18 protein-coding genes and 1 pseudogene are annotated in these 18987 nt (G+C 68.3%); 6 read left to right on the forward strand and 13 right to left on the reverse strand.

The window, feature by feature from the left end; translation table 11 throughout:
- Nucleotides 1-19 precede the first annotated feature (19 nt).
- From CF70_RS30265 to CF70_RS30290, 5 genes are all read left to right on the forward strand, one after another.
- Entirely contained in the window at nucleotides 20-1108 is a 1089-nt protein-coding gene (locus tag CF70_RS30265; RefSeq protein WP_035874388.1) for a CobW family GTP-binding protein, read from the forward strand.
- Nucleotides 1109-1682: 574 nt separating this feature from the next.
- Nucleotides 1683-2102: an RNA polymerase-binding protein DksA gene (gene dksA, locus CF70_RS30275; protein ID WP_035874393.1), complete on the forward strand. Its 420-nt coding sequence runs from the start codon at nucleotides 1683-1685 to the stop codon at nucleotides 2100-2102.
- Nucleotides 2103-2354: 252 nt separating this feature from the next.
- Entirely contained in the window at nucleotides 2355-3665 is a 1311-nt protein-coding gene (zigA, locus tag CF70_RS30280; protein ID WP_035874396.1) for a zinc metallochaperone GTPase ZigA, read from the forward strand.
- On the forward strand, nucleotides 3655-4122 hold the full coding sequence (locus tag CF70_RS30285; protein ID WP_035874481.1) for a hypothetical protein: 468 nt from the start codon (nucleotides 3655-3657) through the stop codon (nucleotides 4120-4122). Before zigA ends, CF70_RS30285 begins: the two co-directional genes overlap by 11 nt.
- A gap of 167 nt (nucleotides 4123-4289) precedes the next feature.
- Nucleotides 4290-6458 (forward strand): TonB-dependent receptor, encoded by a 2169-nt coding sequence (locus CF70_RS30290; RefSeq protein ID WP_035874399.1) that lies wholly within the window; start codon nucleotides 4290-4292, stop codon nucleotides 6456-6458.
- A gap of 47 nt (nucleotides 6459-6505) precedes the next feature.
- On the opposite strand, the gene CF70_RS30295 is transcribed toward CF70_RS30290, so the two are convergent.
- Nucleotides 6506-7129 carry a glutathione S-transferase family protein gene (locus CF70_RS30295; protein ID WP_035874402.1) on the reverse strand — a complete coding sequence of 208 codons (624 nt, stop codon included), beginning with the start codon at nucleotides 7127-7129 and terminating at the stop codon, nucleotides 6506-6508.
- A 287-nt stretch (nucleotides 7130-7416) separates the two neighbouring features.
- On the opposite strand from CF70_RS30295, the gene CF70_RS30300 reads away from it, so the two are divergent.
- The gene (locus tag CF70_RS30300) at nucleotides 7417-9000 is read left to right on the forward strand and encodes an ABC transporter substrate-binding protein (RefSeq protein WP_035874484.1); all 1584 of its coding nucleotides are present in this window, start codon (nucleotides 7417-7419) and stop codon (nucleotides 8998-9000) included.
- Between the two features lie 67 nt (nucleotides 9001-9067).
- Here the strand turns inward: CF70_RS30300 and CF70_RS30305 are convergent, their stop codons facing one another.
- The 12 genes and pseudogenes from CF70_RS30305 to CF70_RS38470 form a co-directional block, all read right to left on the reverse strand.
- Complete coding sequence (locus CF70_RS30305; protein WP_035874405.1) at nucleotides 9068-9640, reverse strand: GNAT family N-acetyltransferase; 573 nt, start codon at nucleotides 9638-9640, stop codon at nucleotides 9068-9070.
- Nucleotides 9641-9737: 97 nt separating this feature from the next.
- On the reverse strand, nucleotides 9738-10334 hold the full coding sequence (locus CF70_RS30310) for a GatB/YqeY domain-containing protein (RefSeq protein ID WP_035874408.1): 597 nt from the start codon (nucleotides 10332-10334) through the stop codon (nucleotides 9738-9740).
- Between the two features lie 59 nt (nucleotides 10335-10393).
- Nucleotides 10394-11326: an MBL fold metallo-hydrolase gene (locus CF70_RS30315; RefSeq protein ID WP_035874411.1), complete on the reverse strand. Its 933-nt coding sequence runs from the start codon at nucleotides 11324-11326 to the stop codon at nucleotides 10394-10396.
- Nucleotides 11327-11432: 106 nt separating this feature from the next.
- Nucleotides 11433-12098: pseudogene (locus CF70_RS30320) on the reverse strand (2-hydroxychromene-2-carboxylate isomerase); the annotation flags it as partial.
- Nucleotides 12099-12160: 62 nt separating this feature from the next.
- Nucleotides 12161-12409 carry a DUF1289 domain-containing protein gene (locus CF70_RS30325; protein WP_035874414.1) on the reverse strand — a complete coding sequence of 83 codons (249 nt, stop codon included), beginning with the start codon at nucleotides 12407-12409 and terminating at the stop codon, nucleotides 12161-12163.
- Between the two features lie 78 nt (nucleotides 12410-12487).
- A complete protein-coding gene (locus CF70_RS30330; protein WP_035874416.1) occupies nucleotides 12488-13009 on the reverse strand; it encodes a YbaK/EbsC family protein in 522 nt (173 codons plus the stop codon).
- A gap of 26 nt (nucleotides 13010-13035) precedes the next feature.
- The gene (locus CF70_RS30335) at nucleotides 13036-13971 is read right to left on the reverse strand and encodes a hydroxymethylglutaryl-CoA lyase (RefSeq protein WP_035874420.1); all 936 of its coding nucleotides are present in this window, start codon (nucleotides 13969-13971) and stop codon (nucleotides 13036-13038) included.
- A gap of 85 nt (nucleotides 13972-14056) precedes the next feature.
- On the reverse strand, nucleotides 14057-14998 hold the full coding sequence (locus tag CF70_RS30340; RefSeq protein ID WP_035874423.1) for a 2-hydroxyacid dehydrogenase: 942 nt from the start codon (nucleotides 14996-14998) through the stop codon (nucleotides 14057-14059).
- A 376-nt stretch (nucleotides 14999-15374) separates the two neighbouring features.
- Nucleotides 15375-16421 (reverse strand): biotin synthase BioB, encoded by a 1047-nt coding sequence (gene bioB, locus CF70_RS30345; protein WP_035874426.1) that lies wholly within the window; start codon nucleotides 16419-16421, stop codon nucleotides 15375-15377.
- Nucleotides 16422-16478: 57 nt separating this feature from the next.
- Nucleotides 16479-17216: a dethiobiotin synthase gene (gene bioD, locus CF70_RS30350; protein ID WP_035874429.1), complete on the reverse strand. Its 738-nt coding sequence runs from the start codon at nucleotides 17214-17216 to the stop codon at nucleotides 16479-16481.
- Nucleotides 17213-18430, reverse strand: coding sequence for an 8-amino-7-oxononanoate synthase (gene bioF / locus CF70_RS30355; protein WP_035874431.1), 1218 nt, complete (start codon nucleotides 18428-18430; stop codon nucleotides 17213-17215). Before bioF ends, bioD begins: the two co-directional genes overlap by 4 nt.
- Nucleotides 18420-18987, reverse strand: a 568-nt coding sequence (locus CF70_RS38470) for an aminotransferase class III-fold pyridoxal phosphate-dependent enzyme (protein WP_235185272.1), incomplete at its 5' end; no start/stop codon positions are given. The genes CF70_RS38470 and bioF, both read right to left, overlap by 11 nt.

Below are 18987 nucleotides of genomic sequence, written 5' to 3' on the forward strand. Positions count from 1 at the left end.
TCCCTTCCCGGAGAAAACAATGTCCAAACTGACCCCGGTCACCATCCTGACCGGCTTCCTCGGCAGCGGCAAGACCACCCTGCTCAAGCGCATCCTGAACGAGCAGCACGGCATGAAGATCGCCGTGATCGAAAACGAGTTCGGCGAAGAAAACATCGACAATGAGATTTTGGTGCAGGATGGCCGCGAACAGATCGTGCAGATGAGCAACGGCTGCATCTGCTGCACCATCCGCGGCGACCTGGTGGCGGCGCTGTCGCAACTGATGACCCGGCGCGATGCCGGCGAAATCGATTTCGACCGGGTGGTGATCGAAACCACCGGCGTGGCCAACCCCGGCCCGGTGGCCCAGACGTTCTTCATGGACGACGAGATCGCCCAGCGCTACCTGCTCGACGCCGTGATCACCCTGGTGGACGCCAAGCACGCCAACCAGCAACTCGACAAACAGGAAGAGGCGCAGCGCCAGGTCGGCTTTGCCGACGCCATCTTCATCACCAAGGCGGACCTGGTGGCGGAAGACGACATCGGCGACCTGCGCCACCGCCTGCTGCACATGAACCCGCGCGCGCCCGTGCGCACGGCGCATTTCGGCGAAGCGCCGATCGACACCATTTTCGACCTGCGCGGCTTCAACCTGAACGAAAAACTGGAAATCGACCCGGATTTCCTGCGCGCCGAGGCCGAAGAGCACGATCACGACCATGGGCACGAGCACGCCCACGGCGAGCATTGCGGCGACGACTGCGGCCATGGCCACCACGATCACGGCCACGGCCACAAGCACGACCACCACCACCATCACCATCACACCGACCGCATCGGCTCTTTCGTCTTCCGTAGCGAAAAACCCTTCAACTACGGCAAGCTGGAGGAATTCCTGTCCGGCATCCTGTCGGTCTACGGGGAAAAGCTGCTGCGCTACAAGGGCGTGCTCTATATGGACGCGGTGGACCGGAAAGTGGTCTTCCAGGGCGTGCACCAGTTGATGGGCAGCGATATCGGCGCCAAATGGGGCGATGAAACCCCCGGCACCAAAATGGTCTTCATCGGCGTGGACCTGCCCAAGGACGCCATCCTGAAGGGCCTGGCCACCTGCCTGGCCTGAGCCCGCCGGACCCCGCCGCCCGCCCTGGCGCCCCCCTCCACCGGAGGGAGGCGGAGATATCAGGGAAAACTCCCCGCTTTTCTCCCATATCTCCAAATTTTTTGTTCAAGTACAATAGGCTGGATTTAGTGCGGGTAACGTAGCCTTTTGTCTTTTGGTCATGGCGCCCGCAATGCAGGGCGGCGGTCGTCGTCAGCATGAGGCGGGCTGCCGGCAGGTGCGGTCGCAGTGCTTGATGCGGAGACCGCCCTCCGCTTGGGGCACCCGTCACGCGCCGTCATCGATCGACGCGAGAGAGAGGTGTCCCATGGTAGCCGCAACGAAAACGAAAGAAAGCCGCAGCAAAAGCAGCAGCGCTGCGGCCGAGACGCTGAAGGCGCAGTCCATGGAGGCTGCGCCTGCTCCCCGCGGCAGTACGGCGCACGCCGGTGCGGGCGAGGCCAAGGGAGGCACGCAAAGCAGCAAGACTGCAGCCAGCCAGAGCGAAACGTCCGCACCGCGCAAGCGGCCGGACACTGCACCCGAGCGGACCAAGACGCCGCCGGTCGCACCAACAAGAGAATCAGCAGCAACCATGAGCAGCAATAAACTTCTGACTGAAGCTGAAATCCTGAAGATGGGCGACAAGGATTACATGAACGAGGCGCAACTCGCCTTCTTCAAACATCGCCTTGAGCAGCTGCGCGACGATATCCTGAAGAACGCCGATCAGACCACCGAGCATCTGCGCGAAACGGTCATCGTGCCGGATCCGGCCGACCGCGCCACCATCGAGGAAGAGCATGCGCTGGAACTGCGCACGCGCGACCGCGAGCGCAAGTTGCTCAAGAAGGTGGAGCAATCGCTGGCCCGCATCGAATCCGGCGACTACGGCTGGTGCGAGGAAACCGGCGAGCCGATCGGCGTGCCGCGCCTGCTGGCGCGCCCCACCGCCACGCTCTCGCTGGAAGCCCAGCAGCGCCGCGAACTGCGCCAGAAGCTGTTCGGCGACTGATCCGCAGCCTGCCCGCGCTGCCCGACGGCCCGGTTCTCCGGGCCGTTTTGTTTGGGCGCATGCCGCTGGCCGGATGCGGCGCCCTTTCGCCTTTCGCCTTTGTGGTGTCACAGGCACGGGCCTATCATTAGGAACGGCGGGATTCTTGCGGCCAACGCGCCTTGAATTGCCTGCTTTCCCGACCGCTTTCTGATACAGTCGCAACTTTGTTGCAATAACGCGTGCCGCCCTGCCCCGGCGCGCCTCGATGCCATGGCCGATCGCCTGCCCGTCACCGTGCTGTCCGGATTCCTCGGTGCCGGCAAGACTACCCTGCTCAATCATGTACTGGCCAACCGCGAAGGCAAGCGGGTGGCTGTCATCGTCAACGACCTGGCCGATGTCAACATCGATGCCCGGCTGCTTGGCGACGGCATGCTGGCGCAGGCCGGCGAGCGCCTGATCGAACTGACCAACGGCTGCATCTGCTGCACGCTGCGCGAGGACCTGCTGACCGAGATCGGCAAACTGGCGCGCGAGGGCCGCTTCGATTACCTGCTGGTGGAGTCGACGGGCGTGGCCGAGCCGCTGCCCATCGCCGAAACCTTCACCTTCGAGGACGAGCACGGCGTGGCGCTGGACAGCATCGCCCGCCTCGACACCATGGTGACGGTGGTCGATGCCGCCCACTTCCTGCAGGATTTCAACGAAGCCGATTTTCTCCAGGACCGTGGCCAGGCCCGCGACGAGGAGGACGACCGCACGGTGGTGGACCTGCTGATCGAGCAGGTCGAGTTCTGCGACGTGATCGTGCTCAACAAGCTCGACCTCGTCAGCGAGACCGAGCGCCAGCGCCTCGCCGGCATCCTGCATTCGCTCAACCCGCGCGCCAGCATCGTACCGGCGAGCTTCGGCGAAGTGCCGCTGGACAGCATTCTCGACACCGGCCGCTTCGACTTCGATGCCGCCGCCGCGGCACCGGGCTGGCTGGCCGAACTGCGCGGCGAGCACGTGCCGGAGAGCGAAGCCTACGGCATCGGCAGCTTTGTCTACCGCCGCCGCCGCCCCTTCCATCCGCAGCGCTTTGCCGACCTGATCCATACCGAGTGGCTGCGCGAGCATGGCAATGTGCTGCGCTCCAAGGGCTTCTTCTGGCTGGCCACGCGCATGCACGCGGCCGGCACCTGGGGCCAGGCCGGCGGCGTATGCCGCCACGGCGGCGCCGGCGCCTGGTGGGCCGCGCTGGATCCGGCCGAATGGCCGGACGACGAAGCAGGCCGCGCCGAACTGCTAGCCGACATGACGGTGGACGGCAAACCCGCCCCTTATGGCGACCGCCGCCAGGAACTGGTGCTGATCGGCCAGGATCTCGACCGCCCCGCGCTCGAGGCCCTGCTCGATGCCTGCTTGCTGACCGATGCCGAAATGGCGGACGGCCCCGACGCCTGGGCGCAGTACCCCGACCCGTTCCCGAGCTGGGATGACGGCCTGGACGAAGGCGACGACCACGAGCATGGTGAGGACTGCGGTTGCGATGACCACGGTCATCACCACATGCACGGTCGCGGCGGGCATGGGCACTAACGCCCTGCCGCTCTGGCAACGCCTGCAGCGCCGCCGCGCCCGCGGCCTCGGCCTGTGGCCGGCGCTATGGCTGGCGCTGTGCCTTCTGCTGGCCCAGCATGCCGGCCTGACGCACCGCATCCATCACGGCGGGCTGCTCAGCCCGCCACAGCAGGCGAACACCAGTAACGGCGAGTTTGACGCTGGCCAAGACGGCACCGCTGTCACGGCCTCCGGCACCGGCGCGATCCAGGCCGCCGACCCCGGCCAGCCCTTCTCGCTGAAGCTGGCAGGACACTTCTGCGTCTTGTTCGATGGCGCCACAGTGGCCGCCAGCCATTGCGGCGCGCCGGTCATGCCGGCGCTCACGCACCTGCAATCGCCGGTTCCGTTCAGCGTCGGCTGGCGCCGGCCGGACCTGCAGCATCCCCAGCCTTTCCGCTCGCGCGCACCCCCGGCCGTTCACGCTCAAGCCTGAACCCCGGGCGGCGGCCACCCTGCCTCCGCTCGCCGCCTGACGCAACGCGCCACGCTTGCGAACCGCCCTGCCCGCCGCCGCCCAGCGCAATTCGCGCCGGGCGGCGCATGGCCGGCGCTCGCATGCCAGCGCCCAGCGTTCGATAGCATCCAAGAATACCGCGAGCCATGTCTTTCCGCCTCCAACAAGAACACCGCGTGCGGCGCACGCCGCTCGCCGCCATTGCGGCCCTGATCGCCTCCGCCTCCGTTTCCACCGGCGCCTTCGCGCAAGGCGCCCCCGCCGCCCCGGCACCTGCCGCTGCCCCCGCCAGCGAGGCAACGCCGGCGCCTTCGGCCACCCTGCGCGAGGTGGTCGTCACCGCCAACCCGCTGGGCAGCGAGCTCACCGACCTGGTGGCGCCGGTCTCCTCCCTCGGCGGCGATGCCCTCACCGTGCGCCAGGGCAGCACGCTGGGCGACACCCTGGACAAGCTGCCGGGCGTTTCCTCCAGCTACTTCGGCCCCAATGCCAGCCGCCCGATCATTCGTGGCCTGGACGGCGACCGCATCAAGGTGCTGCAGAACGGCGGCAGCACCATCGACGCTTCCACGCTGTCCAACGACCACGCCGTGGCGCTCGACCCGCTGGTGGCCGAGCGCATCGAGGTGGTGCGCGGCCCGGCCGCGCTGATGTACGGCGGCAACGCCATCGGCGGCGTGGTCAACGTCATCGACAACCGCATTCCCAAGGAGCCGATCGAGGGCATCGGCGGCGCTGTCGAAGCCAGCGCCACCGCCGGCGGCGACGTCGCGCGCAACTCCAGCGGCCTGATCGAGGCCGGCAACGGCCAGATTGCCATCCACGCCGATGCATTCGTGCGCAAGACCAGCGACCTGCACATTCCCGGCTACGCCCGCAGCGCCGCCCTGCGCAACAGCCAGCCGCTCCCGGACGGCGAAAGCGAAGCCTACGGCCGCCTGCCCAACACCAGTTCGCAGCAGCAAGGCGGCTCGCTGGGCGGCTCCTACACCTGGGCCGACGGCTTCGTCGGCGCCAACTACAGCGAGTACCACAACGCATACGGCACGCCGGCCGAGGACGACGTGCGCCTCCAGATGCACCAGCAACGTTTCGCGCTGGAGGGCGAGGCTCGCAACCTGACGGCCAATACCGGCGGCTTTATCGAATCGGTCAAGGGCAAGTTCAGCTATACCGACTACGAGCACAAGGAAATCGAGGGGGGCCAGACCGGCACCATCTTCAAGAACAACGGCTGGGATGCGCGCTTCGAGGCCAAGCACGCGCGCATCGGCAACATGACGGGCGTGATCGGCACCCAGTTCGGTTCGACCCGCTTCTCGGCGCTCGGCGAGGAGGCCTTCGTGCCGACCACCGATACCGACAATGCCGCGCTGTTCGTCTTCGAGGAAATGCCGCTGACCGCCGACGGCGACCTCAAGCTCAACCTGGGCGGCCGCATGGACCACACCAGCCTGAAATCCTACGCCAACGGCAACGACCGCTTCGCCGACGCCAGCCGCAGCTTCAACGCCGGCAGCGCCTCGGCCGGCCTGCTCTACAAGCTGGCGCCGGCCTGGTCGCTGACCAGCAATCTGGCCTACACCGAGCGCGCTCCCACCTTCTACGAGCTGTACGCCAACGGCCCCCACCTGGCCACCGGCTCATGGGAGCAAGGCGACCCCAACGCCGCCAAGGAACGCGCCACCTCGCTGGACCTGGGCGTGCGCTTCAAGTCCGGTCCGCACAGCGCCGGCATCTCCGGCTACTACAGCCGGTTCTCGAACTACCTGGCGCTCACCAACACCGGCACGGCACGCGACGCGGAAGGCGATTTCGTGACACCCGGCAGCGCCGGCGCGCTGCCGGTGATGCAGTACATGGGCGTGCCGGCCACGATGTATGGCTTCGAGGCCGAAGGCAAGGCGCGCGTGGCGCAGAAGTTGCTGACCGGCAGCGACACCCTTGACCTGGAAACCCGCGCCGACTACGTGCGCGGCGAGAACCGCAGCACCGGCCAGCCGCTGCCGAGGCTGGCGCCGCTGCGCCTGGGCGGCTCGCTGGTCTATGGCGCCGGCCCCTGGGGGGCGCGCGCTGACGTGACCTACGCGGCCCGGCAAACCCGTGTGCCCGCCAATGACACGCCCACCGATGCCTACACCCTGCTCGGCGTGTCCATCACCTACAAGTTCAAGGTGGCGGGATCCCAGACCCTGGTCTACCTGCGCGGCGACAACCTGACCAACCAGGATGCGCGCATGGCCACCTCGATCCTGCGCGATATTGCGCCGCTGCCAGGTCGCAGCGTCAAGCTGGGCGTGCGAACGACGTTCTGAGCGCGCCCTGGAGCGCGCGAACGGGGGCGCAGCCCTCGCTCCGGGCCTCAGGCAATCCCGTTGCTGCCGTGCCGCGCAAATCCTTCGCGCGCGCCGAGCCGCTCGAAATAGGCCGCCACCGCGGGGAAGGCGGGGTGCGCCAGCGGCGTGGCATACCAGCGGTTCACCGACAGGCCGATCGGGATGTCGGCGAGCGTGAAGCGCTCGCCGGCGACATAGGCGCCGGTGTCTGCAAGCTGCCGCTCCAGGATGCCGATATGCCTTGACCAGCTGGCAACGGAGCGAGCGGTCTCCCGCTCGTCCCGGTGCAACGGCGATTGCCGAACCAGCGCCATGAAAGCGTAGCGCCACGCGTTGTTCAGCTCCGTCGCCTGCCAGTCCATCCATTGATCCACCCGGGCGCGCTCCCGCGCGTTGCCTGGGTAAAGGGTGCCATCACCGTAGCGCGACGCCAGGTAGCGGATGATGGAGTTCGACTCCCACAGCACGAAGCCATCGTCGTCGATCACCGGCACCATGGCGTTCGGATTCAGCGCGAGGAATTCCGCGCTATCCGTCGCGCGATAGCCAGAACCCCAGTCCTCGCGCACGAACGGCAAGCCGAGTTCGTCGCAGCACCAAAGCACTTTGCGCACATTGATGGAGGAGGCCTTTCCGAGAATCTTCAGCATGGATGAGCGGTGCCGCTGGCGGAGTGGATGCGGCATCCACTATACGGCGCGACTGTCAGGCCGCACAGGAACAGTTGCGCCGTTTTGCGGCGTGCCACTCGGCCCGTTCGTGCCACACAGCAGGGAAAACTTGCGGCGAAACGGCACGCCGGCTGTGCATGGCCGCATCACGCCGGTGCATCCGGCGCTGCGGGTCTGCCCGCCTTGACATGGATGTCTGCGACTCCCGACAATCCCCGCACAGCATCTTGCGCATCTTGCGCATCGCGCCTACCAGGGACAAATCGATGACCATCATCCGCCGCGCCCTCGGCGCCGCAGCGCTTGCCACGAGCCTTGCCTGCGCCGCCCTCTCCCCGACTGCTTTTGCCGCGGGCCTCACCATCGGCCTGTCCGGGGACATCACCTCGCTGGACCCGCATTATCACAACGTCACGCCCAACGCGAACGTGGCCGAGCATATGTTCGAAGCCCTGATTGCCAAGGACGAGAGGATGCGCTTCAAGCCGGCGCTGGCGCTATCGTGGAAGCCGGTCGACGACACTACCTGGGAGATCAAGCTGCGCCCCGGCGTGAAGTTCCACGACGGCAGCGAGTTCACCTCGGCCGACGTGGTCTACTCGCTGAACCGCCCCGCCACGGTCAAGAACAGCCCCTCGCCGTACACCATCTACACCAAGGGCTTCAAGGACATCGTCGCGGTCGACAAGCTGACCGTGCGCATCACCACCCACGGCCCCTACCCGCTGGTGCCCAATGACCTGTCCACCATCTACATGGTATCGAAGAAGGTCGCCGAGAACGCCACCGGCGAAGACTTCAACAGCGGCCGCGCGATGGTGGGCACCGGCCCCTACAAGTTCGCCAGCTTCCGCAAGGGCGACCGCGTGGAACTGACCCGCAACGAAGCCTACTGGGGTAACAAGCCGGAATGGGACACGGTCTCGCTGCGCATCCTCACCAACGACGCGCCCCGCGTCGCGGCATTGCTTGCCGGCGACGTGCAGGTCATCGAGAACGTGCCCACGTCGGATATCCGCAAGCTCTCGGCCGATCCCGGCGTGAGCGTGTTCAAGGTGTCCACCTTCCGCATGATGTACCTGCACCTCGACACCAACCGCGACGTCACGCCCTTCGTCACCGACAAGGCCGGCAAGCCGCTGGCGAAGAACCCGCTGAAAGACCCGCGCGTACGCGCCGCGATCTCGCACGCCATCTCCCGCCAGGCCATCGTCGACCGCGTAATGGAAGGCGCCGCCGAACCCACCGGCCAGCTGGTCAACTCCACGCTCTTCGGCTACGTGCCGGGCCTCAGGCCCGACACCTTCGATGCGGCAGGCGCAAAGAAGCTGCTGGCCGACGCCGGCTACCCGGACGGCTTCCAGCTCACGCTGCACGCGCCCAACAACCGCTATGTCAACGACGAACAGGTCGCGCAGGCCATCGCCTCCATGCTGTCGCGCATCGGCATCCAGGCCAAGGTGGAGGCCATGCCGTCCGCCACCTTCTTCACGCGCGCCAACAAGCTGGAGTTCTCCCTCTTGCTGGCCGGATGGGGCGCGGATACCGGTGAAGCGGGATCGTCGCTGAAGTCGCTGCTGGCAACCTATGACCCGGCCAAGGGCTGGGGCGCATCCAACCGCGGGCGCTACAGCAACCCGGCGCTGGACGCCAAGCTGACCACCGCGCTGACCACTATCGACGATCGTGCCCGCGAGAAGCTGCTGCAGGAGGCCACGGAAATCGGGATCAAGGACTATGGCGTGATTCCGCTCTATTTCCAGATCAATGTCTGGGCGGCGAAGAAGGGATACAAGGTGACGCCGCGGCAGGATGAGCGCACCTACGCGTTTGCCATCACCAAGGGTTGACGGGCGCAAGCTGTCGAGCTGGCCGATCTCGTATTCGATGGCCTGGCACAGACAGCTTCCCTTCGTTTCAGGTCTCCTTGCCCGCGGCCGGGCCGGCATTGCGGTACCACGGCGGCACCAGCGAATACATCGCCGCCGCGCACGGCACGCCGTGCAGCACCAGCCGGTTGCGTGCGATGCATTCGAACTGCGCGCCGATCTTCTCCGCCACGGCGCGGCTCGCCACGTTGTGCTCCGCGGCGACCACCTCCAGCCGCGTCAGCCCGAGCCGGTGGAAGCCATAGCAGGCCATCAGGTCGGCCGCGCGCGCGCCCAGCCCCTGCCGCTGCCGGCTCTGGCGGATCCAGTAACCCAGGTTGGCGAAGTTGTAGTCCCGGTTGATCTGGTTGATGGAGACGCCCCCGTACAACTCCCTGCCGTCCAGCGCGAACACGCCGACATCGTAGGCCTCGCCGATGCCCATGTTCTCAGTGCACATGTCGACCCAGCTCTCGGCATCGCGCACGGAATAGCCCGCACGGCACCACGGCAGCCACTTGCCCACCGTGTCGAGCGATTCGTGCACGGCCGCCACGAACTGCGGCACGTCGGTATAGCGAAAGGGACGAAGGAGAAAACCTTGGCCGTGGAGGGGTTGCATGGTGCGTCCTTGCTACTGGGTCGGCGGAGGAGTTGCCGGCACCGAATCCCGGCGGTGCGTCGGACTCTCCCTGCCAGTCAGTGTAGCAATCCGCCGGTCATCGCGCCTTCCTGGCTTCGGCGATCAGCAGCCGGGCCTGCACGCGCGCATGCAGCAGTGCCATGTCGGCATGGCGCAGGCGGGGGTTGCGGCTCAGTGCGGCCATCACCTTGCCGGACTGATGCGCGGTAGCGATACCGGCTTCGGCGGCGGTGTTGTCGATCAATGCGTCGAGCTCCGGCTCCGACAGCGGGCGGGCAATGCGGGCGGCCAGGCTTAGCGGGGTGTCGTCGAAGCGGGCGCCGTCGTCGAAATGAATCCAGCCTTCTAGCGTCACGGGCAGGCCGTGCGGGTCGAGTTCGCCGAAGCGCAGTTCGCTGACGTCGACCGCGTGATGGCGGCCGTCGACGTAGATCGAGCCGTCGATATAGCCGGGCTCCGGGTTGAGCGGGAACAGCAGGCGCCGGCCTGCCAGTCCTTCCAGGCTTGGCGATGGCAGGCTCACGCCATCGAGACGGATCGCGGTACGCACCGGCACGCCACCGAGCACGAAGGGCGCCAGCTCGATCTGCAGGTCGGCGCCGTGCGCGTGGATGGCCGAGGGCAAGAGATGCGCGACCAGCGGCTGGAGCAATGCGACGGGAAAGACAGGCATGGATGACTTCCTCGCAAGGGATCGGGGCAGGCGCAAGCGCCAGGGCGGGGCGCCACCGCTCAGTCCCGGTTGTACACCTCGCCGTCTGCCAGCGCCAGCGCGCCCGCCGCGGCGAGGGACTCCAGCACCCGGTCCAGGACCTGCGCCAGGTCCTGCCCGGCCATGAAGCGCGCCTGAATGCGCAGCATCAGCGGTGCCTGCGCCATCCACACCAGCAGCGCGTCGCGCGGCATGCGCTGCTGCTCCAGCAGCTTGAACTTCACCAGCACCTTGACCGCGTGCGCGGCGTTGCGCCCGGCATCGCCGCTCAGGTAGGCCAGCCGCCCGCCGGCAACGTCGAGGGCGGCGGCGACGTTCGTGAACGGCCGCCCGTGGCCGGGAATCACCACGCGCGCATCCAGCCCGGCGATGCGCTCCAGCACGGCCGCCTGCTCGGCGAAACCGCTCTCGCCATCGAGTTCCGGGAAGATCACGCCAAAGCCGTTCTCCCACAGCGCATCGCCCGAAATCAGGATGCCTTCCTGCGGCGCGAACAGCATCACCGCATGGGGATCGTGGCCGGGCGCCGCCACCACCTGCCAGTCCATCCCGCCCAGGCGCAACACATCGCCGTCCTGCACCACGCCGTCGAAGCCGAAGCGGTCGCACTGCTGGCCGGTGGCGCCGTAGCTGAGGGCGTCCACATCCCACGCGCGCACCGCCCCGGCCTCCGCGGCGGGGATCAGCGTGCGCGGTTGCCAGCGGGCCTGCAGCGCGGCATTGCCGCCGCAATGGTCGGAGTGCAGATGCGTGTTCACGAGGCGCCGCAGCGGCCGCCCCCGCAGGCCGGCCTCGACCAGCGCCAGCGTCTGCGGCGCATGCGTGACATAGCCCGAATCGACCAGCGCGGTGTCGTCGCCGTCCACAAAGAGGATGTTGTTGGCCGACAGCCAGCCGCGCTCAAAGACGCGCATGGTGGATGGCAGGGTGGGAGGCGTGAAGGTGGCTGGCATCGGGCTATCGGTTAATCAGGGCTAGTCAGCGATCGGCGGGGGGGGGGGGGGGGGCGGGGGGCCCCCCCCCCCCCCCCCGCTAGGTGCCCACCATGCACAAGCATCNCGGAGTGGGCGCATCGGCGCGCCCCGCTCCCACCGGCAAGTCGGCGGCGGCACGGAACGCGTCGGAGGCAAAGAAAGGATCCTGGTCCAGCCGCGCGGCCAGCATGTCGAGCACATCGAGGCCCCAGAACAGCTGGCCCTGCGCGTCGCCCTGCAGCACGGCGGTGGGCACGCCGAACACGCCACGCGCCACGGCTTCGTCCCCGTGTTCGCGCAGGCGCGCCTTGACCGCATCCTGCGCCAGCGCAGCGGCGGGTACGCCAAGCAGGGCGCACAGCGCGTCGAATTCCGCCTGCTGCTGCGGCACATGGCCTTGCTGCCAGACAAAGCGGAATACCGGCGCCAGCGTGGCGTGCGTGAGCCGGCCCTCGAGTTCCAGCGCTACCGCCAGGCGCAGCAAGGGCAACGGATTGAAAGGATGCACGGCAGGCATGGCGAGCCGGATGCCGTCGCGGTGCGCGATCCATGCCACATGTTCGAAGGTGAAGCGGCGCTTGGGCGCGATCTCGGCCGGGCCGACATTGCCCCAATGGCGCAGCAGCCCGGCAAACAGCAGCGGCACGTAGCGTACCGTGGCATTGGCCGGCAAGGCCCGGGGCAGCCGCTCGAACGCGAGGTAGGCGAACGGCGAGATCGGGTCGAAATACCAGTCGATGGCGTTTGTCATGGTGTCATGGCCGGATCACTCCGTGGTGTTGGGGTGGACACGCATGGCAGCCGCCGGCGCAGTCAAGGCGCCGCCTGTGCGGCGAGTTGCGCGGCGCGCGACGGCAACAGCAGCCAGATCCTGCGCCGCTCCGCCTCGTCGCTGCCGGACCATGCGGCAATCTCGCCGATGGTGCGCAGGCAGCCTTCGCAGTAGCCGCTGGCGGCATCCATGCGGCATACATTGCGGCAAGGCGACGGTACGGGCTGCGCGCACTGCGCGGCTTGCGCGCCGCGCGTGAGTTCGGCGGCAAGGCGGGTGGCTTGCGACATCGGATCAGCCCCTGCCAGCCATGCGCGCCTGCGCGGCGGCGGTCGTGGCGCGGGCGATGCCGGGTGCGAGTGGCGGCTTCATGCGGAATCGCGCTGCGCCACATCGGCCACTTCGGCCCCGGTCATGCGCTGCAGTTCTTGCGGCGTGAGGTTGAACACCGCGTGCGGATGCCCGGCGGCAGCCCACAGGCTGTCGTAGCGGAACAGGTCGCTGTCGAGCAGCATCACCGGCGCCACCGCGTGGCCGATCGGGCAGACACCGCCGATGGCGTAGCCGGTCTTCTCGCGCACGAACCTGGCGTCGGCCTTGCCGAGCTGGCCCACCACGGCGGCCACCTTGGCTTCGTCGACACGGTTGCTGCCGCTGGCGATCACCAGCACCGGCGCGTCGTCCGCCACGCGGCGAAAGATGATGGATTTGGCGATCTCGGCCACCGAGCAGCCGAGCCCGGCCGCAGCCTCGGCCGAGGTCTTGCCGGTGGCGGGCAGCATGACCACCGGCTTGTCGTGGCCGAGGCCGGCGAGCAGGCCCGCCACGCGCTGCGCGGCTTCGGGCAACGCTGCCGTGTCCCCGGCATTGTCAGGAGTGCGAATGTTCATGTCGGTAGGGTGCGAATGGCAATGCCTTACACGCAGGCGGGCGCGGCATCGGCAGCGGCGCCCCACTTCGTCAGCAGCGCGCGTCCGACGCGCGAGCTGTTGGCGCGGCCGATCGACTGCGAGATGAAGTCGCCCGCCCGCACCACCTGCTCCAGGTCCACGCCGGTATGGATGCCCATGCCGTGCAGCATGTACAGCACGTCTTCCGTGGCGACATTGCCGGTGGCGCCCTTGGCATAAGGGCAGCCGCCGAGACCGGCCACAGACGCGTGGAAGATCGAGATGCCGACCTGCAGGCTGGCCAGGATATTGGACAGCGCCTGGCCATAGGTATCGTGAAAATGGCCGGAGAGGCGGTCGATGGGGAATTCGGCGGCCACCGCGTGCATCACCTCCTGCACCCGGCCCGGCGTGCCCACGCCAATGGTGTCGGCGATGTCGATCTCGTCGCAGCCGAGATCGCGCATGCGGCGCACCACGTCCACCACCGCGTGCACCGGCACTTCGCCCTGGTAGGGGCAGCCCAGCGCGCAGGAGACGCTGGCGCGCAGGCGCAAGCCTTTCTCCTTGGCGGCGGCGGCCACCGGCTCGAAGCGCGCGATGGATTCGGCGATCGAGCAATTGATGTTCTTTTGCGAGAAGGCCTCGCTGGCGGCGCCGAAGATCACGACCTCATCCGCGGACGCGGCCACCGCGCCTTCGAAGCCCTTCATATTGGGCGTGAGCACCGAGTACAAGGTGCCGGGCCGGCGCTGGATGCGCGCCATCACGTCGGCGCCGTCGGCCATCTGCGGCACCCATTTGGGCGAGACGAAGGAAGCCGCTTCGATATTGACGAAGCCGGCGTCGCTCAGGCGGTTGATCAGCTCGACCTTGACCTCGGTCGGCACCATGGCTTTTTCGTTCTGCAGGCCGTCGCGCGGGCCGACTTCAACGACTTTCACATAGTGGGGCAGGTTCACGATGTCTCCTCGTTTCGGGTAGCCGCGCAGGCGCGGCGTATCCGGTGCATGGCGCCGGGGCGCTCCGCCCCGGTGCCCGGTTCGTTCAATAGCCGCGTTGCAGGTCGACCACGCCGGCGATCGGCTGGCCCGCGCGCAGCGCGCGGATCTTGCCCGCGATCTGTTCAATGCTGTCTTCGCGCAAGGTTAGCGCCGCGATATGCGGCGTGATGGTGATGCGCGGCTCGGACCAGAAGGGATGGTCGGCAGGCAGCGGCTCGGTGCGGAACACGTCGAGCGTGGCGCCGGCAACCTGGCCGGATTGCACCGCGGCCAGCAGGTCTTCCTCGACCAGGTGCGGCCCGCGCGCCACGTTGACCAGGTAGGCGCCCTTGGCGAGCTTGCCCAGCAGTCCGGCATCCAGGATGTTCTCGGTTTCCGGCGTCAGCGGCAAGACATTGACCAGCACGCGCAGCCCGTCCAGGAAACCGGCCTGGCCAGCCTCGCCGGCAAAGCCCTGCACGCCTTCGACTTCGCGCGCCGTGCGGCTCCAGCCACGCACCGGGAAACCGAATCCGGCCAGCGACTTGGCGATCTGCGCGCCCAGCGTGCCCACGCCCATCACACCGATGGTGAAATCGGCGCGGCGGTACGGCTTGAGAAAACGCCAGGTACCGGCCTGCTGGGCCAGCGCGTATTCGTCCAGGCGGCGGAAGTAGCGCAGTACCGCGTGCGTCACGTAGTCGATCATCTGGGCGGCCATGCCGGCATCGTCCAGGCGCACGATGGGCACGCCGGCCGGCAGTGCGTTCGCGTCGGTGTCGCGCAGGCTCAGGATGCCATCCACGCCGGCGCCGAGATTGAAGACCGCTTTCAGGTCGGTACGCCCGCGCAGCATCTCCAGCGGCGGCCGCCAGACCACGGCGTAGTCCACCTGCTCGTTCTTGCTGTCTTCCCAGGTCAGGCATTGCGCCTCGGGCAGGGCTTCGGCAAAACCGTCGATCCAGGGCTGGTAACGGCCGTCCGGTACATACAACTGCAACTTCATCTCATCTCCACTCTGGTTTTGTTTCTATTTTCGCAGAGGATGGGCGTTGCCTGCGGTTTTCTTGCGGCAGGCGCGCCCCGGAGGCGGCGGCCCGGCCGTTTCCGGCCCGGAAGGACAGCAACCGCGCGCCTTCACCGGCGTGTGCCAGCGGGCCGGTCCAGCCAAGTGCCACGTGACGCTGGCCGCTGAACACATGAAAGGTATCACCTTCCGCATGGCCCTGCCCGCAGTGCAGGGCACTTGCCTGGATCGACACGGATGCCGCCGGCGGCGCACCGCCCCCCCCCCGGAACGGCGCGGTGCCGGGGTCCGCAGTGCGGAACGCCTGCGATGTCACCAACCGGGCTCAGGCAAAGCGGTTACGGGGCCGGCCGGCTTACCCGGCGTAGCCCTCGGTGCGGATATCCAGCCGGGACAGCAGGGCGCGGTCGCGGTCGGCCTGGGGATTGGCGGTGGTCAGCAGCCGGTCGCCGTAGAAGATGGAATTGGCGCCGGCCATGAAACACAGCGCCTGCAGCGCATCGTCCATGGTTTCGCGGCCGGCGGACAGGCGCACCATGGCGCGCGGCATGGTGATGCGCGCCACCGCGATGGTGCGGACAAACTCGAACGGGTCGATCGGCGCCGTGTCGGCCAGCGGCGTGCCCTTGACCGCTACCAGGTTGTTGATGGGCACCGACTCGGGGTACGGGTCGAGGTTGGCGAGTTGCGCGATCAGCCCGGCGCGCGCCTCGCGCGATTCGCCCATGCCGACGATGCCGCCGCAGCATACGTTGATGCCAGCCTCGCGCACATGGCCGATGGTGTCCAGGCGGTCCTGGTAGGTGCGGGTGCCGATGATCTCGCCGTAGAACTCGGGCGAGGTATCTAGGTTGTGGTTGTAGTAGTCCAGCCCGGCATCCTTCAGGCGCCGGGCCTGCTCGGCCTCCAGCATGCCAATCGTGACGCAGGTCTCCAGGCCCATGGCCTTGACCTCCTTCACCATCTCGATCACCGGCTCCAGGTGACGGTCCTTGGGGCTGCGCCAGGCGGCGCCCATGCAGAAGCGGCCGGCGCCGCTGGCCTTGGCGGCGCGCGCGGCTTCCAGCACTTCGTCCAGCGCCATCAGCTTGCCGGCCGTGACGCCGGCATCGTGGTGCGCGCTCTGCGGGCAATAGCCGCAATCCTCTTCGCAACCGCCGGTCTTGATCGACAGCAGCGTGGAGAGTTGCACGGCGTTGGCGTCGAAATGCTCGCGGTGCACCTGCTGGGCGCGGAACAGCAGGTCATTGAACGGCAGCGCGTACAGCGCGGCAACTTCGGCCACGGTCCAGTCGCCGGGCCTGGCCGCGGGCGCGGTCTCGGTGAAGCGGCGGGCGGTCTGGCGCAGGGTGTCGGCGGAAATGGCGGCTACGGTGTCGGGTGCGAGGGAAGTGGTGGTCATGATTGTTATCGGTTCCAGTAATGCTTTGGGTGTATTCGGTTTCTGCAATGCACGCGGTCAGGCGGCGGCGCCCGTGGACCGGGCATGGCAGGCGGCCAGCAGCGGCGCCAGCGCGAGCTGGCCGGCGGCATCGGACGGCGCGGCCTGCCACGGCAGCGTGCCCAGGTGCGGGGCATCCAGCGCCGCGCGCAGCGTGTCGATGTTTTCGTCGGCGAGATCCATGCCCGGGTCGATGCGGTTGGCGATCCAACCGGCCAGGTGCAGGCCGCGCGCGCGCACCGCCTCGGCGGTAAGCAGCGCATGGCTGATGCAGCCAAGGCGGATGCCCACCACCAGCAGCACCGGCAGGCCGAGCATCACGGCGAGGTCGGCGGTATCCCAGCCGCCCTCTTCCGGCGGCGCCCCGTCGAGCGGCACGCGAAAGCCGCCGACGCCTTCCACCACCACCGCATCCGCCTGCGCCCGCAGCGCGGCAAAGGCGGCACGGATCGGCTCGCGCGTGATGCGGGCGCCTTCGATGGCGGCGGCGAGGTGCGGCGATGCCGGCGTGCGCAACAGGAAAGGACAGGTCAGCGCCTGCGGCACGGCCACCGCGCTGGCGGCGCGCAGTTGGGCCACGTCGTCGTTATGCCAATGGTCGCCGCGCCACTCGCTGCCGCTTGCCACCGGTTTCATGCCGACCGCGCGGTGGCCGGCGGCGCGCAGCGCGTGCAGCAAGGTGGCGCTGGCGTGCGTCTTGCCGATGCCCGTGTCGGTGCCCGTGACAAAGCAGGCGATGGCGGCACGCTCGCTCATGACGCCTCCATGTGCGGCACCACGCTGCGCAGGCTGGCCAGCAGGTGATCCACATCGGCCAGGGTGTGCGAGGCCGACAGCGTGATGCGCAAGCGCGCCGTACCCACCGGCACGGTGGGCGGACGGATCGCGCCCACGCGGATACCGTCGGCCTCCAGCGCCGCGGACAACGCCAGTGCGGCTACGTTGTCGCCCACGATCACCGGCTGGATCGCCGTGGTGCTTTCACCCAGGCGCCAGCCCGCGGCGCGGGTCAGCCCGGCCAGCCCGCCCCGCAGCGTGCGGATCAGCGTACCGAGCTGCGCGCGGCGCTGCCGCCCTTCATCCCCGGCGATCAGCGCCAGGCTGGCGGACAAGGCGTGCGCCACCGCCGGCGGCGCGGCCGTGGTGTAGATGTACTGCCGCGCGGTATTGACCAGGTGATCGATGATGGTCTCGTGCGCGGCCACGAAGGCGCCCGCCACGCCGGCAGCCTTGCCCAGCGTGCCGATATAGATGAACCGCGGCGACGTCAGGCCCAGGTGCTCGAGCACGCCGCGCCCTTGTTCGCCGAGCACGCCGAAGCCATGCGCATCGTCGACGATGATCCAGGCGTCGTGGCGCTCGGCCAGGGCCAGCAGCTCGGTCAGCGGGGCGAGATCGCCGTCCATGCTGAACACGCTGTCGGTAACGATCAGCTTGAGCGGGCTGCTGCTGGCGGTCAGCAACCCCTCCAGCCCGGCCACGTCGCGATGGGCATAGCGGCGGACTTCGGCACGCGCGAGGCGGGCGCCGTCGATCAGCGAAGCATGGTTGAGTTCTTCGCAGAAGAGCGTGGCATCGGCGCTGCCCAGCGCGGTCAGCACCGCCATATTGGCCATGTAGCCGGTGCAGAAATACAGTGCGCGCGCGTGCGGGATATGCGGCGCGTACCACGCCGCCAGTTCGCTCTCGAGCCGGTGGTGCGCCAGCGAGTGGCCGCTCACCAGATGGGACGCCCCGCTGCCCGCGCCGAACTGGCGCGCGCCGTCCGCCATCGCCGCGATCAGCGCGGGATGGTTGGCCAGGCCCAGGTAGTCGTTGCTGCAAAAGGTGAGCAAGGAGTGCATTTCGTCGCCGCAGGCGTCGCTCACGGCCTGGTGCGGGGCGCAGGCGGAATACGCGGTGCGGCGGCGGCGGGTCAGCGCCTTTGCGTCACGCTCGGCGGCGGCGAGGGTCAGGTGCTCAAGCAACATGGCGAATCTCCCTGGTGGCACCGGCATCGTTGCCGGCGCTTTCGTTCTTGTCGAGGCCGCCGGCCAGCACCGCGTCGAGCGTGGCTTGGAGGCGGCCGGCCAGCCACTGCGCCATGTCGGCGTCGAACACATACGGCGGCATCACGTAGAGCGTGCGGCCGATCGGACGGATCAATACGCCGTGCGCGCGCGCGGCATGATGGAAACGCGCGGAGAATTCACCGGCGTTCGCGGCATATTCCTCGCGCACGTCGGCGGCCCAGATCAGCCCGCGCTGGCGCACATGCTGCAGCCGCGCATCCGCTGCCAGTCCCGCCATGGCTTGCGTGAGCCACCCGGCGCGCTGGCGGTTTTGCGCGATCACATCCTGCCGCTCGAACAGGTCCAGCGTGGCCAGCGCCGCGCGGCAGGCGAGCGGGTTGCCCGTGTAGGAATGCGAGTGCAGGAAACTGCGGGCGCGGTCCGGGTCCCCGGCGTCCGCAACGAAGGCCTGCTGGATCGCGCTGCGCGAGAGCACCAGCGAGAGCGGCAGGGAGCCGCCGCCGATGCCCCTGGGC

It is taken from the genome of Cupriavidus sp. SK-3 (genome assembly GCF_000611145.1).
Taxonomy (GTDB): domain Bacteria; phylum Pseudomonadota; class Gammaproteobacteria; order Burkholderiales; family Burkholderiaceae; genus Cupriavidus.